The organism is Microcoleus sp. bin38.metabat.b11b12b14.051, from assembly GCF_013299165.1.
Lineage (GTDB): Bacteria > Cyanobacteriota > Cyanobacteriia > Cyanobacteriales > Microcoleaceae > Microcoleus.
This window is the reverse complement of sequence record NZ_JAAFKD010000001.1, coordinates 301,986-317,415: the sequence shown is the minus strand read 5'-3', so window position 1 is coordinate 317,415 and position 15,430 is coordinate 301,986. Positions and strand designations below refer to the sequence as shown.

Below are 15,430 nucleotides of genomic sequence, written 5' to 3'. Positions count from 1 at the left end.
TCGACTGATTAACCCTTGCTGCTGCAATTTCCGCAACATTCCCGTTACAGTTACTCGCCAGAAGTGCAAATCGTGTTAGCAATATCTTGATACGTCAAGCGGATTTTCCAACCAGAGGCTTATCAAAAGTTATGAAACTGCAAAAAATAGGATGGTCGGTACTGACTTCAATCTTAGCGGCGCTGACTGTAGGCGAAGTTAGATTTATCCCTAATTCTCAATTTAAAATCATCAATTCTCAGGCCTTGGCTCAAACTCAAGCTGAATCCAACAAAGCCGAAGCAGATCGGCTGTTAAAGCAAGAGTTTCAGCAGTATCAAATTAGTCAATTTCAAGCTGCATTACAGTCTTGGCAACAAACACTAATAATTTATCGGCAAATTAAAGACCGGCAGGAGAGGATTGAACGAGCAAGATACCGCCATTTCTGAGATAATTCGCGGCACTCGCGATGCTCTGGGTGTGTCGGCGGGAGACATCACCAATCAACAAGCAGCTAATCGCCCTAATTCTACCCCTGCTCGTTCTCGTAGCACAATCTACCCCAAATTACAGCAAATTTATCAAATACTCATTCAACCAATTTCCGATATTTTACCCGCAGATCCCAATGCTTCCATCGTCTTCATTCCCATCAATCCCTGTTTTTACTTCTCTTTGTCGCGTTACAAGATGAAACAGGTCAATATCTGATTGAAAAACATACCATCCTCACCGCTCCGGCAATTCAACTTTTGCAGTTAACCCGCCAATCACGGCAAAAAAACCGACAACTTTCTCTCTCAAATAACCTGGTTGTCGGCAATCCCATTATGCCCAAAATTGGCAACCCGCCGCAGCAATTACCTCCCTTACCAGGCAGCGAACAGGAAGCAATTACCATTGCCAAACTTCTGAATACTCAAGCAATTACAGGTTCTCAAGCGACTAAAGCATCGATCGCGCAACTGATGGTAAAAGCGCGGATGATTCATCTGGCAACTCACGGATTACTCAATGAAGTGAAGACACGAGGTTTACCGGGAGCGATCGCCCTTGATCCCTCTGGAAATGATGACGGATTGCTGACTTATAGCGAAATATTGGATTTAAAATTAAATGCTGAATTAGTGGTACTAAGTGCTTGCAATACTGGCAGAGGAACACTCACAGGCGATGGTGTGCTTGGGTTATCTCGTGCTTTAATTAGTGCTGGTGTTTCCAGTATTATCGTTTCTCTGTGGTTAGTACCCGATGTGGCGACAGCGGAATTAATGGTAGAATTTTATCGCCAGTTACAGCAAAACCCGAATAAAGGTCAAGCTTTGCGACAAGCGATGCTGATGACAATGAAGATGCACCCTGAGCCGCCTGTCTTGGGCGGCGTTTACGCTGATTGGGGAAGTAGAATAAGACAATAAATATGGTTTATTTACTTAAGATAAGTACGGGTAAAATACTAGGAGAAATAGATACGGAGATTGTTTGATAACTCTTTTTGGACAGTTTTTAGTGAGTCGCATTGCTCTTGGTTGACAGTTGCAGACAATCTAAGTAAAGAATGAAAAATTAATAACTTAACTATCTCCTACAGTCCTCTATGCTATAAGCTACGAGGTACAAGAAGGCAGAGCCTCCGGAACTGTGTTACTAGCCTATTCCTGGTAATAAGTAACAAGTAAAAAAGCAAAAATTATTTAATTTTCATTTTTAAATTCACAACAATGTCTAGCTTTTTGGGTAAGCTAAATAAATACAGTTTTAATAAATTTTTAAGTTCATTCAGTTGACATTTGACCAGGGACAACAGGTGAAACTATCTCAAACAAGATTGCAAAAGTGATTCAGGCTATTTTGACAAAATCTCTATCAAAAAAAAATGTGCGACAATATCATTGTAAATTTGTGGTTTTAAATTAGCGAATATACAGACGGGGAAAGGGTTTGGCGCTGATATCGAGTTGTGTGGTTTTTTGAGCTGGTATAATTTATGCAAATTTAGATTGTCTGCAAGCAAAGGTTCCGGGTTTTGGGCATAATTTTTTCTAGGAACAATGTTTTGGGTGTCCTGATTTTTTTGGATAAATTCTGCACTGATGTCACGATTGGAGCTTTTTTGTACCCGAGTCAGGCTGGGGCGCGTTCAGAGTGGGGTAACAGACAAATGAGGGTTTGAGGCGATCGCATCCTAAACTAGAATGTATCAATCCTAGCCCTCGGATGAGGGCCCACATCGAACTCGGCTCAATTTCTCGACTCCCGCGGGCCGCCGCAGGCTCAAAGTGCAAATAATATAATATACTTGTTCTCCACTTGCTGCCTCCACTCGCCAAAACCGATGCCAGAGCTAGTCATTGCTGGGCATTTCTCCATCAAGTCCGAGAGTGCACTCGATAGTCTTAAGTGACGGAAGTTCATGATTGTTGCGACACCAGCAATGTCAACAACTCGGGGCTAATTCGAGTTTCGGTTCAGCATTCATCGCAGAAATTGACCGCAAGTTTTACGAATTTAGACGGCGGTGGTAGTACAAAGGCAAGCTTCAGGGTTAGAAATTCATGGTTCTGAGTCAATTAAAGTTAATTTGTCAGCAAATGAAGCGTGAATTATTGATGGTGGCGTGAATTATTGATGGATCACATCTATGGCAAAGCACTTTTTGGCAGTCGCGCCATTCACCCCGGAGGTTGTGCCAAGCTTGGGTGTGTGAAGTTTCGACCGTCGAAGTGGCGATCGGGATATTCAAAGGCCCGAAAGGTCAACAATTTGCTAGAAAATTAGGTGTCAGAATTATGATTAGTGGCAGCCCAGACTTTATATTACCAGGACAAGGCATAGATCAGGCTCCGGAATTCCAAGAACTGGAAACTCCCGAAGGCGAGCTGCACCTGCGGTTCTACGTTCCTTCGGGGAACGAGTTCGCACTGCCGGCGACAGGGATTAGAGAGGTACTATCGCCCTCCCCAGACCGGATGACACCCATCCCCAACGTTTCTTCTTTGCTTTTAGGTACGCTAAACATGAGAGGACGAGTGATTTGGGTGGCAGACCTCGGTCAATTTCTGGGAGATCAGACACCTCTGAACACAGACAGACCCGAAATCCCGATCGTGGCTGTGGAAGACCAAGATACGATTTTGGGGCTGGCGGTCGATCGAATTGTGGGGATGGACTGGCTCGATGTAGAGCAATTGCACTCCCAAAACAATGCACCAGACGGCATGATTCCATTTCTGAGGGGAGAATGGATGTTAGGTGCACAAGCGACTAAAGTGCTCCGACTGCTAGATCAAGTGAAAATTCTGCGCTCTGCGCGGTGGGCAGCGTGAAATCGATTTTAGATTTGCGATTTGCGATTTTCGATTGGGGTCTAACCATTAACAGTCACACGACTTGAGGCGCGCATCTAAACACATTCAAGATAAAAATCAAAAATCAAAAATCAAAAATCAAAAATCAAAAGAGGGCGGCAAATGGCAACAAGTACCAACTTTCAGCAGGACTACCAACGGGCAGAAGTGGCTTACATGGATGGCAACTATTCAGAAGCCGCGGCCCTAGTTTATCAATTAGTAGAAGATTTTCCCGAAGACCCCAGCGCTCGGCTGCTGTGCGGACACATCTACTGTTACGGACTGCAACAGTACGAGGTGGCACGGGAACAGTACAATGTTGTGCTAGGTCTGAGCGACGACCCGAGTTTGGTCGAACACGCTAACAACGGAATTACCTACACAGACCAATTTTTATCCGGCGAATTGCAGACGGAACATTTCGAGGCTTTGTCTGCTGAAACAGAATTGGAATTCTACCCAGACATATCTATGGAGGAAGGGTTAGAAGACCCGGATCTGGCACTTTTCGGTCGCAATGCCCCATCATCCGATTCGGCGAAGACTCAATCGCCAGAGGATTTGGAAAACGAGGACTTGGCAGACTTGGGGATGAGCGGCTTTCCCTGGGAAGCAGAAGACGACTCGCACGCGGCTTCGGTTGAAGATTTAACTTCGCATTCTAACCCATTTGCTAGCGACAGCGGGGCGATGGCTGCTTATGCTGATGCTTCGTCACCGCTAGACATGGATGAATTTGACGGCTCGGACTTTGGAGACCCTTTTGCCGATGACGCAGGGTTTGGTGGTGCGGGCTCGGGAGGTGCCAAATTGTCAGGGAACAGCGCACCAGACTCGGGACATTCGTTTTCAGAAGCTCCGACTCAAATGCTCAACGGTCAAGGTTTAGGCGCAGCTCAAATGGAGAATTCCTTTGACTCTAACCAGCTAGACTCCCGCACCGGGCCCTCGGATGACAATTTTGGTGAACCTTTTGCGCCCCTGAATTTGCCAGAGGAACTCGACTTCAACGACGACTACGACTACCAAACGCCGCCCAAGACAGGCGGGGCGAGCCGCGCCACAGGAGCAGCCCAAGACGCAGACCCCTTTGCCTCGCCGCTCCCCTCGTCGGGTTTCGGGTCTTCTCGATCGTCAAACAAGCAGCCGGAACCGGATGCAGACTACTCGTCAAACTATTCGCTGGCGGAAGACGAAACGCTGCTGATGGGGGGTGCCGTCCCCAACTCTCAAAGCCAAAGGTCGAGCCGAGGACAATTTAATTCGGTCGATCGTTCCAACTCGAACAGCAACGGTTACGGCAACTCGGAGCCCCCGGCATTTGGCTCTAGAGACAGCTTCGAGTTAGACGCTTTTGATGACGATGCTTTCAGCGATGCTTTCTCGATGGACGAAAACGAGCAAGCGACAGCTTTCGGGGCCGCCAACAAAAACAGCAGCGACTGGTCGCCCAAAACTGGCAACACTCAAGAACACAGCGGCTTTTTAGACGAATTTGACGAGTTTGACGATTTGGGGAATTTGCCGGACTTTGACATCTCAGAAGATGCCAACAGTTCTATCCTGACAAGAGGTAACACGAGTTTCGGCAACTCGACCAGCGGCATGATGGGCACGAGCGGCAGCAGCCTGGACTTTGATAACAGCGACGGCTCCGCAATTCGAGATGACGAGATATTTAGCATTTCCGGCCCGGCCGATCCGTCGGTGCCGACTTTTGCTCCCACAGAAACAGAAGCGATCGATACTTCGGTGACTGTTGAACAGGGGGGATTGGCTTTCTTGGAAAATGCCCCTTTGTTTACCAAACAGTTGTACACGGCAATCGGGGCGGGACTGGTTTCTCTGGTAGCTGTGGCTTTCGTGACTAACATTGCCTCCTATCAAGCTCTGCGCCAAGACAAGCCGGAGGCGATCGTTTACCTGCGCCAAACAGGCTGGGTAATGACCGCAGCCGCAGGCTTTACAAGCTTTTTGACTTCTTGGGGCATCGGTCAGTTGATCGCTAAGCAGGTTCGCAAGTCCTCGGACAATTTGCAAGCTCAGTTCGATGCTGTATCTCAAGGAACTTTGGACGCTCGCGCTACGATTTATTCGGAAGATGAATTTGGCAAAATGGCTGCTAAATTCAACCACATGGCGAAGGTGATCCAAACTACGATTAGCGATACCAGGCGCAAGTCTGACGAGCAAGAACAGGCAAAAGAAGACTTGCAGCGCCAAGTGATTCGCTTGCTAGATGACGTGGAAGGAGCGGCTCGGGGCGACTTGACGGTGACGGCGGAGGTGACGGCTGACGTTTTGGGCGCTGTGGCGGACTCGTTTAACTTGACTATTCAAAACCTGCGCGAAATCGTCCATCAGGTGAAGCAGGCGGCTCGGGAGGTCAGCAAAGGCGCTACGGATAGTGCCAAGTTTGCGGGCGATTTGTCTTCCGACGCGCTGCGGCAGGCTGAGGAACTGGCGGCGACTCTGAATTCGGTGCAAGTCCTCACCGACGCGATTCAGCGGGTCGCAGAGAGCGCTAGAGAGGCGGAAGAAGTGGCCCGGGGCGCGGCGGCAACGGCTCTGAAAGGGGGCGAGGCTGTGGAGCGGACGGTGGCCGGGATTTTGGAAATCCGAGAAACAGTAGCAGAAACTACGAGAAAAGTCAAGCGGTTGGCGGAAGCTTCTCAAGAAATTTCTAAGATTGTGGCTCTGATTGCGACGATCGCCTCTCGGACGAATTTGTTGGCCCTCAACGCCAGTATTGAGGCCGCCAGAGCAGGGGAAGCGGGTAGGGGTTTCGCGATCGTCGCGGATGAGGTGCGACAGTTGGCAGATCGATCGGCTAAGTCTTTGAAAGAAATCGAGCAGATCGTGATGCAGATTCAAAGTGAAACCGGCGCGGTGATGACGGCGATGGAAGAAGGGACGCAGCAGGTGATTGAGGGTACGAGATTGGCAGAACAGGCGAAACGATCGCTTGAAGATATCATTCAAGTAACTAATCGAATTGACGTGTTAGTGCGATCGATTACTGCCGATACTGTAGAGCAGAACGAAACAGCTCGCTCGGTGGCCTCGGTGATGCAGGCTGTCGAATTAACTGCTCAGGAAACGTCCCAAGAAGCGCAGCGAGTTTCCGGTGCTTTGCAAAATTTGGTAGGTGTTGCTCGCGACCTTTTGACATCGGTAGAAAGGTTCCGAGTAGAAACAGCAGAAAGACAATAATTGCTTGTTTAATGCTTTTTTTACTTGCTGACTTACAACCACGTTTCTGTGGCAATAATGATAGACAGAAAGCAACCTCGCAGCCTTGAAACCGCTGCGGGGAGGCTAATCTAGCACCTAAATAAACTAGGAGTTGTACAGATGGACAAGAACATAGTAGAGGTTGTTCCTGGTATATTTGGTGAGATTCAGCCGACTGGCTGTATTATCTGTACTCTCTCAAAAAATAGCAGGGGCTATGCCAACAAAAGACTTAAGATTGACGGTCAATGGAAAAGGCTTACAGTTCACCGTTTAGGATTAGAAAATATCTTAGGTCGTCCGATTAGATCAGAATACTTTTGTTGTCATAGTTGCGATGTTCGTAACTGCATTAATCCTAATCATTTGTGGGAAGGTTCTAGACTAGAAAATTCTCAAGATAGGTTTAGAAAAGGACGAATTAAAGATGTAGGAAGTACATCTGCTCCTAAACCTCAAAAACGACCGCGAGGCGTAGAAATAATTCCTGGTATTCGGGCCCAAATACAGCCGAATGGCTGCATGATTTGTATCTTGGCTAAAAGAAGTGATGGTTACGCTATTAAGGGTACTAAAATTAGTGGCAAAACTAAAAGTTTCTACGCTCACAGACTGGTACTGGAAAACAAACTGGGACGACCTGTAAAACCGGGTTATTTTGCGTGTCACAGTTGCGACGATCGCGGTTGTGTCAATCCCGACCATTTGTGGGAAGGAACTCCCGCCGATAACTCCCGCGATGCCAAGCGAAAAAAACCGCTTTCCTTTCGTTCCTGGCAAGATATGCCCTAACCGCAAACTAAAAGCCGAACAGGTGCAGCAGATTCGCTATCTTTTAGGTGAGGGGATATCGAAAGCAGAAATAGCTAGGACATTTGCAATATCTCGCAGTCAGATTATTCTGTTGGGAAGGGGAGAGATTTACAGAGATATTCTCTAAGAATACTAAAATAGACCCAATACAAAAACACTTAAAATCAGGAATAAAACTATGCTGCCGGAGCAACAACAGAGGATAATGGGCTACTTTATTGAGGAGGCAAAAGACCACCTCAATACGATCGAACAAGGGTTGCTGAACTTGCAATCGACGATCGAAGACCCAGAACTGGTAAACGAAGTATTTAGGGCCGCTCACTCTGTCAAAGGAGGAGCAGCGATGCTGGGGCTGACAAGCATCCAGCAAACGGCTCACCGACTAGAAGATAGTTTTAAAGTTTTAAAAGAGTGCAGCGTTAAGGTAGACCAACAGCTAGAATCCCTGTTCCTGCGAATTTTTGACACCTTGCAAGGGCTGTTAGAGCAACTGTCGGGGCCTTTTGGGCTGACAGAGGAGTTGGGAGAGCAGATGGTTCGAGATTTGGAACCGATATTTGAAGAACTCAACGGGCATTTGGGGGGACTCGTCGGACATTCGGGACACGATGCAGAGGAGAGCGGCCCGCTGCCAATACCTCAAAAAGTTGCAGCGGGGATGGGAGTTGGGGCGTTTAACTCCGAGATGAGTTTTGCTGGATCGGGGTCAGTTTACGCATTTGATAAAGATCCAGAAGAAAGCGCGCTTTCTATAGTATTTGAGTCGGATGTGCCCGCGAGGATGCGGGAAATGCTGCAAGAGTTTAAGCAGCCTGAAGGGGCAGAAAGTAGGCGCCAGCTCAAAAATATTTGTCGGAAGTTGGCTTTGGCTGGGGAGGAATTTGAACTGCCCCGCTGGGTAGAGTTGATCGGTGTGGTGGAAAAGGCGATCGCCAACACAGCAAATACCTACCGCACCTTAGCCCCAATGGCGATCAAGGATATCAAACAAGCCCAAGAACTGGTGCTTTCGGGTCTATATGAGTCGATCGAACCGAGTGCAAAACTTCTGGCGCTACTGCCGCCGGTTGTGGTTCCACAAACAGATTTTGAGGATTTGCTGGCATTCGCTCAACCCAGTACGTTGAGGACAAATGCAGTTTCTGCTGAGGATGCGGGCTGGGATCTCGACGGGTTTGGGGATTCTCAGGAGCCAGAACAACTGGTGCCGACTATTTCAGGGCTGAGCATGGAGGAGCTGTTTGACCAACTCGACGGGGGCGAAAGCGATGATAGCGCGGGACGCGGGGCGCAGCTATCGCGCCGCGAATCGGCTTTGTTCGGCGATTCCCCAGGGTTTGGAGAATCGGATATCGATACGGGTTCTTTTAGAACCTCGACCCGCACTGGCCCGGAGGTGGGGGCAGCCGAACTCAACACTTTAGCTGATTTGTTTGATGGTGAATCTCCGGATCTAGACGGGGCTTGGGAAGAAGAAGAAGACTTCGACTACGCCCAGTCTTTGAGGATGCCGACGGCGGGACTGCTGGAGTCAGACGATGATGATAATTCCGGCGATTTTACGGATTTGTTGTTTGACGAATACCTGGTGGAAAATTCGGAAACAGGGGCGGCGCCTCCGATTGATGACCTCACCAGTTTGTTTGGGGAGGATTTGCTGTTTGAAGGCGAGCGGGACGGTTCGGCGCTGGCGGCCGATCGCCCAAGTGCTAGTTTGAAACAGCAGCAGGCTCGCAAACAAGGTCAAAAGGCTAACAAAGGCGGTTTGAACCTGCCCGAGAAAATCAGGGATGCTGACAGCGGCCAAGCTGAGGAAGATGCGCTGTCCTCGCTATTGGATGAGGTGGCGGCCCAAACTTCTGCTGTGGCTTCCCAACAGGCGGCTGCAAAGGATAATTTGTTTGGCAGTTTGGAGGAAACAGTAGGCGAAGGAGTTCCGGCAGTTTCTGCAGATGGCGACGATCTCAACGATGAGCCTTGGGATTCGGGGGCGGCTGGGGCGCTGGATCGGCAGTCGGTTGATGATTTTGAGTTGCTCTCTCTCTCTGATGAGGATACGGATTTGAGCGAGCTGTTGAGCATTTCTTCTGGTTTCCTTTCTTCGGAGGGCGATCGGCATTTAGCTACTGGCAGCGGACTAAACGAGGAAATTGACAGCGTTCTTAATATGACATCAAACTCAGATTTAGATATCTCTGCGGATGGAAATTGGCTGGAAGATGCTTTTGGCGTGGAAGATGAGTCTGCACCACAGGCAAACTTGGAGCTGGAGGATACGGATTTAGATGCGCTGTTTGGAGATGTTGATTCTGGCCCGATTTCTGAGGATGATGCTGTGCGGGATTGGCAAGGAGCTGCTACTTCTAAAGAAGCTGCGGATTTGGTTGAGCTGTTCGGTTCTGTACCAACTGGTACTGAGTATGACGGGGAAGCTTCGGGACAAGGGGATGATTGGCTGAATTTAGATGCGGATTCTGAATCTCAGCGTGCGGCTGCGGCTGCGGCAGAGGGGGACGAATTGGCGAGTTTGTTCTCGATGTCGGAATCTGGCGGTGGCGAAGGTTTGACGGATTTGGTGGGAGTTGAACTTGTGGCTTTGTCTGGCGGTTCTGATGCGGAAATTTCTACCCCTGCGGGCCTAGATGTTGGGTCTGATGATAATGCTTTCGATTTGTTGGAGGATATGTTTGGGGAAACGCCCGTGAGGGCTGCTGATGCGGGATCTGCTCTTGATTTGCAGGGGTTGGCGGCTGGTGGAAGTGAGGATTTATTCGGTTCTGAGGCTGCGAATTTGTTCGATCGACCCGAATCGACAACAGAGGCTCCTGAGAATTCTAGCGGCGAGGATGATTTGTTTGACGCGCTGGAAACAGATTTTGGTGCTGGCGATTTAGAGGCGTTGTCTGGAGAATCTCTTGACAATATGTTTGAGGGCGATGCTGATTTGCTGGCTGCTCTGGAAACAGGAGCGACTCTCAACACCGAAGAGTTGGAGGGTTTTGATGATTTGTTGGATTCGATGGATGCTGGGACTCTGGTAACTTCGGAACTGACTTCGGGTTTGTGGGATACGGGCGATCGATCGACTGATGAAGATGCTTCGGATTTGGAAGATCAATCGCTAGCCGATTTCTTTAACAGCGCCGAAGCGAGCTCAGAAAATGATGCCGAAAGCAATTTTGACGATTTAGAAGCACTGCTAATTGCAGGGGGTGCTGGCGCTGCTGTGGCAGCATCTGGGGGAACAAATTCTAGCCCGGTGAACACGGAAGTTTTTTCGGATCTCGAAGAGTTGCTCAGCGAGAGCGCAACTATGCCGGAAATTCCAGCACCGCCGATCGCGGTGAATAAAGCTGCGACTAAACCTGTGCCTGCTGTTGTGGCAGTGTCCGATGACGAATTTGGCGATTTGGAAAAATTGCTAGAAGATTCCAAAGACTCAGGCCGCTCACAGGGGGAAAGCAATATCGGGCCGTCGGCGCTCAACAGATCGAGGCGGAATGCCAGGGCGGGCGGGTTCGGCGACCAGACGATGCGGGTGCCGGTCAAGCAACTCGACAACCTCAGCAACTTGATGGGGGAACTGGTAGTCAACCGGAACAGTTTGGAGCAAGACCAAGAACGGATGCGGCAGTTTTTGGACAATTTGCTCCACCAAGTGGCGCTGCTGAGCGATGTCAGCCAACGGACTCAGGATTTCTACGAGCGGAGTCTTTTGGAGATTGCTTTGCTGGCAAACCGCCAAGGACACCGATCGGCATGGCGCAATGAGGAGTCGGCCCACAGCCGGGAAAGTGCCTGGAGACCAGAGGAAATGGACAGGTTTACTCCTTTCCACAGTTTGGCTCAGGAGATTATCGAGCTGATCGTGCGGGTGCGGGAGTCGGCGGCGGACATCGAGTTTTTGGTGGATGAGGCGGATCAGGTGACTCGCCAACTGCGTCAAGTTACCACTCAACTTGAAGAAGGTTTGAATCGCGCCCGGATGAAGCCGTTTGCGGAGACGACGGACAGGCTGTTCCGGGCGGTGCGGGAAATTGCGATTAAGTGCGGGAAGCAAGCTCAGTTGCAGGTTGAGGGTAAGGATATTTCGATCGACAAGATGATTGTGGATCAGCTTTATGACCCGATGACGCACTTGGTGAATAATGCGATTACTCACGGGATCGAGCCGCCGGAGGTGCGTCTGGCGGCCGGGAAGCCGGCAGTCGGCAGGATTACGATTCGGGCTTTCCACCAAGGAAATCAAACGGTGATTTCGGTTTCTGACGACGGGGCGGGAATTGACCCGCAACTGGTAAAGGCAAAGGCGATCAAGCAGAATTTGCTGACGGCTGCTCAGGCTCAGAGAATGTCTCGCTCGGAAGTTTACGACTTGCTGTTTATGCCCGGTTTCAGCACTCAGGAACAGGCGACGGAGTACGCCGGCCGCGGGGTCGGTATGGATGTGGTGCGGACTTCTTTGCAGGAGATTCGGGGGACTGTGGGCATTGATTCGACGATCGGCAAAGGCACCGTATTTACGATCCGTTTACCTCTGGTGTTGAGTATTTCTAAGGCTCTGACTTGCATTAGCGATCGAGCTCGGATTGCTTTCCCCATGGACGGGGTGGAGGACATGATCGATGTACCTCGCGATCGGGTGACGGCGGGCGCCGACGGTTTGGCCTGCATTGAGTGGCGGGGTTCGATTTTGCCGTTCCGGCCGCTGCGCGATTTGCTGCCTTATCACCGCCATTTGGGCCGGGGCAGCGTTTACGGGTTTAATACTGACGATGACATGATTTCGGTAATCGTGCTGCGCTCTGCTGGGAATTTCTTGGCGGTACAGGTGGATCAGGTTTCGACGGAACAGGAAATCGTGATCAAGCAGTTGGAAGGGCCTGTGCCCAAGCCGATCGGGATTGCGGGTGCTACGGTGCTCGGGGATGGCCGGATCGTGGCGATTGCGGACGTTCTGGAGCTGATCGATTTGGCTACTGGCAGGCTGCGGAAGGAAGCTGGCGGTACGCTTTGGGAGGAGAGCGATCGAGCTGCTGCTGAGGCGGAAGTTGAGAAGACTGAGCCTACTGTGTTGATTGTGGACGATTCGATTACGGTGCGATCGCTCTTGTCGATTACTTTTGAGAAAGCTGGCTACCGAGTTGAGGAAGCTCGCGACGGTAAGGAGGCTTGGGAAAAGATGAAATCCGGGCTGCCTTGCGATATCGTGTTCTGCGATATTGAGATGCCGAGAATGGATGGTTTAGAGCTACTTTCTCGGATGCAGAAGGATGCGGTTTTGTGTGAATTGCCGATCGCAATGCTAACTTCTCGCGGTGCTGACAGACACCGCCAAATGGCTTACAGTTTGGGCGCGAAAGGCTATTTCACCAAGCCTTATTTGGAGGAGCAATTGATGGATGCTGCTGCTCGGATGTTGAAGGGTGAAGTTGTTGGTGCTCCGGCTGTTGTGTAAGTTAGGTGATGTTTAAAAGGCTGTGGGTTCTGTGAGGATTGAAGTCCTCGCAGGACTTGTATCATATGACGATCGATTACAGCATTTCTGAGCGACGATTTACTGCAATAAGTAAGGTTCGTAGTGCGGACTTTAGTCCGCAATAAGAGCGGACTAAAGTCCGCACTACGAACCTTTTTTATTAGGTAAATCGATTGGATATAATATAAGTCATAATGTAGTTAATTAGCAAGAAGTGGAATATCTATCATGAAAAAAAGATTATTTTTGAAAGCAGGTGTAGCCACAGTAAGCATGGCATGGTTGTCATCCTGTTTTGCTGGCAATTCAGATGTTATGGCTGCTTCTAAGGGTGTTTTTGAAGTTACTAAAACTGAGGCAGAGTGGCGCAAACTTTTGACTCCGGCACAGTTTGATGTGTTGCGAAAACATGGCACTGAACGCTCTCATACTAGCATTCTGGATAAGCAATATGGCAAGGGAATTTATGCGTGTGCTGCGTGTAATTTGCCAGTTTATGCGTCGCAAACTAAATTTGATAGCGGTACTGGTTGGCCGAGTTTTTACGATCCGATCAAAGGGGCGATCGCCACATCGATCGATAATTCGCTATTTGGGACTAGGATTGAGGTGCATTGTCGTCGCTGCGGCGGGCATTTGGGGCACGTATTTGATGATGGCCCTGCACCTACTGGTAAACGCTACTGTATGAATGGTGTTGCTATGAAGTTTATTGCTGGCTGAGATTCTTTCACTGCGATCCGAGAAACCGGGTTTCTGCGTAAATCTCGGTGAGGATGCTTAAATTCTCGTAGAAACCCGGTTTCTTGCACGATTGCGGGGTGTGGAATCCACAGTCATTCGTCCGCAAAACTGCTGGTGCAGGAGGGTTCGCGCGGATGGTATAGTGATTTGTGGGACGTGATGACGGGGATGTTATGAATGACGGCTGAAGAACTTTTAGAAAGATATGCAGCAGGACAACGCGAATTTCAGGGAGCTGACTTAAGTGGGATAGACCTCAAAGGTGCAAACCTGAGTGCAATAAACCTACAGAATGCAAATTTGTCGGGATCTGAGTTGAGTGAGGCAACTTTGAACAATGCAAACCTCGAAGGATCAAACTTCAGTAGAGCATCCCTGCTAGGAACAAACTTAGTCGGGGTGAAAGGAAATGCCAACTTTAGTTTGGCAGACCTCAGCGGTGCTGACTTGAGTAGGGCAAAGTTGTATGGTTCCAACTTGAGTCATACTAAGTTGAACAATGCAAACTTGAGTGATGCCGAATTATTCGCGGCACAGTTAACGAAAACTTCCTTCAAGGACGCAAATTTAAGTAGAGTAAATCTTACAAGCTCAACATTAACTGGAGCAAACTTGACTGGAGCAGAATTGAGTCAAGTGAACTTAAAGGGTGTTAGTCTCCAAGATGTCAATTTTCAGAGAGCCAAACTCAGAGGTGTCAATCTATCTGGATTTAACTTATCAGGCATGAATCTAACTGAGGCGGATCTTAGTGCAGCAGACCTCACAGGGACTAATTTGACAAAAGTTTGTCTGAAAAGGACAAATCTAGAAAAAGCTAGTCTTAAACAAGCAAGTTTGATGATGGCAAATTTGGATGGAGCCAACTTTCATAAAGCAGACTTGACTGATGCTAAAACCTATGGTTGGAATATCCAAAATGCAGACTTCACTGGTGCTATAATGCCCGATGGAGAAATCTACCAGCCAGAAACTTCTGACGCAGAACTCTACCAGCCCGAAACCTCAGAAAAATTATCCCAAAAAGTGACATCTATGACGCGCAAAATTATTCGTACTGACAAAGCACCGGCACCTGTGGGCCCTTACAATCAAGCGATCGCCGCCACGGGCACTATGCTGTTTGTAGCTGGTCAAATTGCGATCGACATTCGACTCAACGATATCGTCTACACCGACGATGTGGGCAAGCAAACCGAACAAGTTATGGCAAATCTCGAAGCGATTCTCACAGAAGCCGGCGCTACTTGGTTGGATGTCGTAAAAACTACGGTTTTTCTCAAGGATATGAATGATTTCGCCGCCGTGAATGCGGTTTATGGGAAATATTTTGATGCGGAAACTGCGCCGGCGCGGGCTTGTGTGGAAGTTGCTCGCTTACCGAAGGATGTTTTGGTAGAGATTGATTGTATTGCTGTTATTTAAATTCGGGGACTCGGCGGTTGAAACCGCGTCTACACAAACGATGTCCGCCTCCGCGGACTCAAGAAATAAAGATGGGACGATGGGACTCGGCGGTTGAAACCGCGTCTATACAAACGATGTCCGCCGGACGCCAACTAAGAGTAAAGTCGATCGCCATTAATAGACCTCTTTGCAAAAATATCTGGGACGGGCAAGATGCCCATCCCACAAAAAGTTTTTTCTCTTGTGGGATGGGCATCTTGCCCGTCCGAAAATTTGATTAAAAGGATTTTTGCAAGAGGTATCATCAATATCTGTCAAAATCTTAGCACCAATATTCGAGAAATCGAAGGGTAAAGTGCGCGACTGTCTTTACTCCCACAGCCGATCGCACTTGATCTGTCGCTGTCGCGCACTCTAC

General features: G+C 49.1%; 10 protein-coding genes. All 10 read left to right on the top strand.

Annotated features, from left to right (window positions below):
• Nucleotides 1-131: 131 nt before the first annotated feature.
• The 10 genes from QZW47_RS01395 to QZW47_RS01360 all read left to right on the top strand — a co-directional run bounded on the left by QZW47_RS01395 (nt 132) and on the right by QZW47_RS01360 (nt 15,030).
• Nucleotides 132-431 (top strand): hypothetical protein, encoded by a 300-nt coding sequence (locus tag QZW47_RS01395; RefSeq protein WP_293122597.1) that lies wholly within the window; start codon nt 132-134, stop codon nt 429-431.
• Entirely contained in the window at nt 403-693 is a 291-nt protein-coding gene (locus QZW47_RS30080) for a hypothetical protein (protein ID WP_366930782.1), read from the top strand. The genes QZW47_RS01395 and QZW47_RS30080 overlap by 29 nt, the downstream gene beginning before the upstream one ends.
• On the top strand, nt 642-1,400 hold the full coding sequence (locus QZW47_RS01390) for a CHAT domain-containing protein (RefSeq protein WP_366930791.1): 759 nt from the start codon (nt 642-644) through the stop codon (nt 1,398-1,400). Before QZW47_RS30080 ends, QZW47_RS01390 begins: the two co-directional genes overlap by 52 nt.
• A 1,374-nt stretch (nt 1,401-2,774) precedes the next feature.
• Nucleotides 2,775-3,308 (top strand): chemotaxis protein CheW, encoded by a 534-nt coding sequence (locus QZW47_RS01385; protein ID WP_293123379.1) that lies wholly within the window; start codon nt 2,775-2,777, stop codon nt 3,306-3,308.
• A 144-nt stretch (nt 3,309-3,452) separates the two neighbouring features.
• The gene (locus QZW47_RS01380) at nt 3,453-6,545 is read left to right on the top strand and encodes a HAMP domain-containing methyl-accepting chemotaxis protein (protein ID WP_293122594.1); all 3,093 of its coding nucleotides are present in this window, start codon (nt 3,453-3,455) and stop codon (nt 6,543-6,545) included.
• A 141-nt stretch (nt 6,546-6,686) separates the two neighbouring features.
• The gene (locus QZW47_RS01375) at nt 6,687-7,358 is read left to right on the top strand and encodes an HNH endonuclease signature motif containing protein (RefSeq protein ID WP_293122592.1); all 672 of its coding nucleotides are present in this window, start codon (nt 6,687-6,689) and stop codon (nt 7,356-7,358) included.
• On the top strand, nt 7,306-7,506 hold the full coding sequence (locus tag QZW47_RS30075; RefSeq protein WP_366930781.1) for a helix-turn-helix domain-containing protein: 201 nt from the start codon (nt 7,306-7,308) through the stop codon (nt 7,504-7,506). The genes QZW47_RS01375 and QZW47_RS30075 overlap by 53 nt, the downstream gene beginning before the upstream one ends.
• Before the next feature lie 78 nt (nt 7,507-7,584).
• Complete coding sequence (locus tag QZW47_RS01370; protein WP_293122589.1) at nt 7,585-12,840, top strand: response regulator; 5,256 nt, start codon at nt 7,585-7,587, stop codon at nt 12,838-12,840.
• A gap of 249 nt (nt 12,841-13,089) precedes the next feature.
• Complete coding sequence (gene msrB / locus QZW47_RS01365; protein WP_366930780.1) at nt 13,090-13,584, top strand: peptide-methionine (R)-S-oxide reductase MsrB; 495 nt, start codon at nt 13,090-13,092, stop codon at nt 13,582-13,584.
• Between the two features lie 198 nt (nt 13,585-13,782).
• Nucleotides 13,783-15,030: a Rid family detoxifying hydrolase gene (locus tag QZW47_RS01360; protein WP_293122586.1), complete on the top strand. Its 1,248-nt coding sequence runs from the start codon at nt 13,783-13,785 to the stop codon at nt 15,028-15,030.
• Nucleotides 15,031-15,430 lie beyond the last annotated feature (400 nt).

What these genes read in the sequence shown, in the direction of transcription:
- QZW47_RS01370 (WP_293122589.1), top strand. Translation starts at nt 7,585, where the DNA reads ATGGGCTACTTTATTGAGGAGGCAAAAGACCACCTCAATACGATCGAA.
- QZW47_RS01375 (WP_293122592.1), top strand. Translation starts at nt 6,687, where the DNA reads ATGGACAAGAACATAGTAGAGGTTGTTCCTGGTATATTTGGTGAGATT.
- QZW47_RS01395 (WP_293122597.1), top strand. Translation starts at nt 132, where the DNA reads ATGAAACTGCAAAAAATAGGATGGTCGGTACTGACTTCAATCTTAGCG.
- QZW47_RS01380 (WP_293122594.1), top strand. Translation starts at nt 3,453, where the DNA reads ATGGCAACAAGTACCAACTTTCAGCAGGACTACCAACGGGCAGAAGTG.
- QZW47_RS30075 (WP_366930781.1), top strand. Translation starts at nt 7,306, where the DNA reads ATGCCAAGCGAAAAAAACCGCTTTCCTTTCGTTCCTGGCAAGATATGC.
- QZW47_RS01360 (WP_293122586.1), top strand. Translation starts at nt 13,783, where the DNA reads ATGACGGCTGAAGAACTTTTAGAAAGATATGCAGCAGGACAACGCGAA.
- msrB (WP_366930780.1), top strand. Translation starts at nt 13,090, where the DNA reads ATGAAAAAAAGATTATTTTTGAAAGCAGGTGTAGCCACAGTAAGCATG.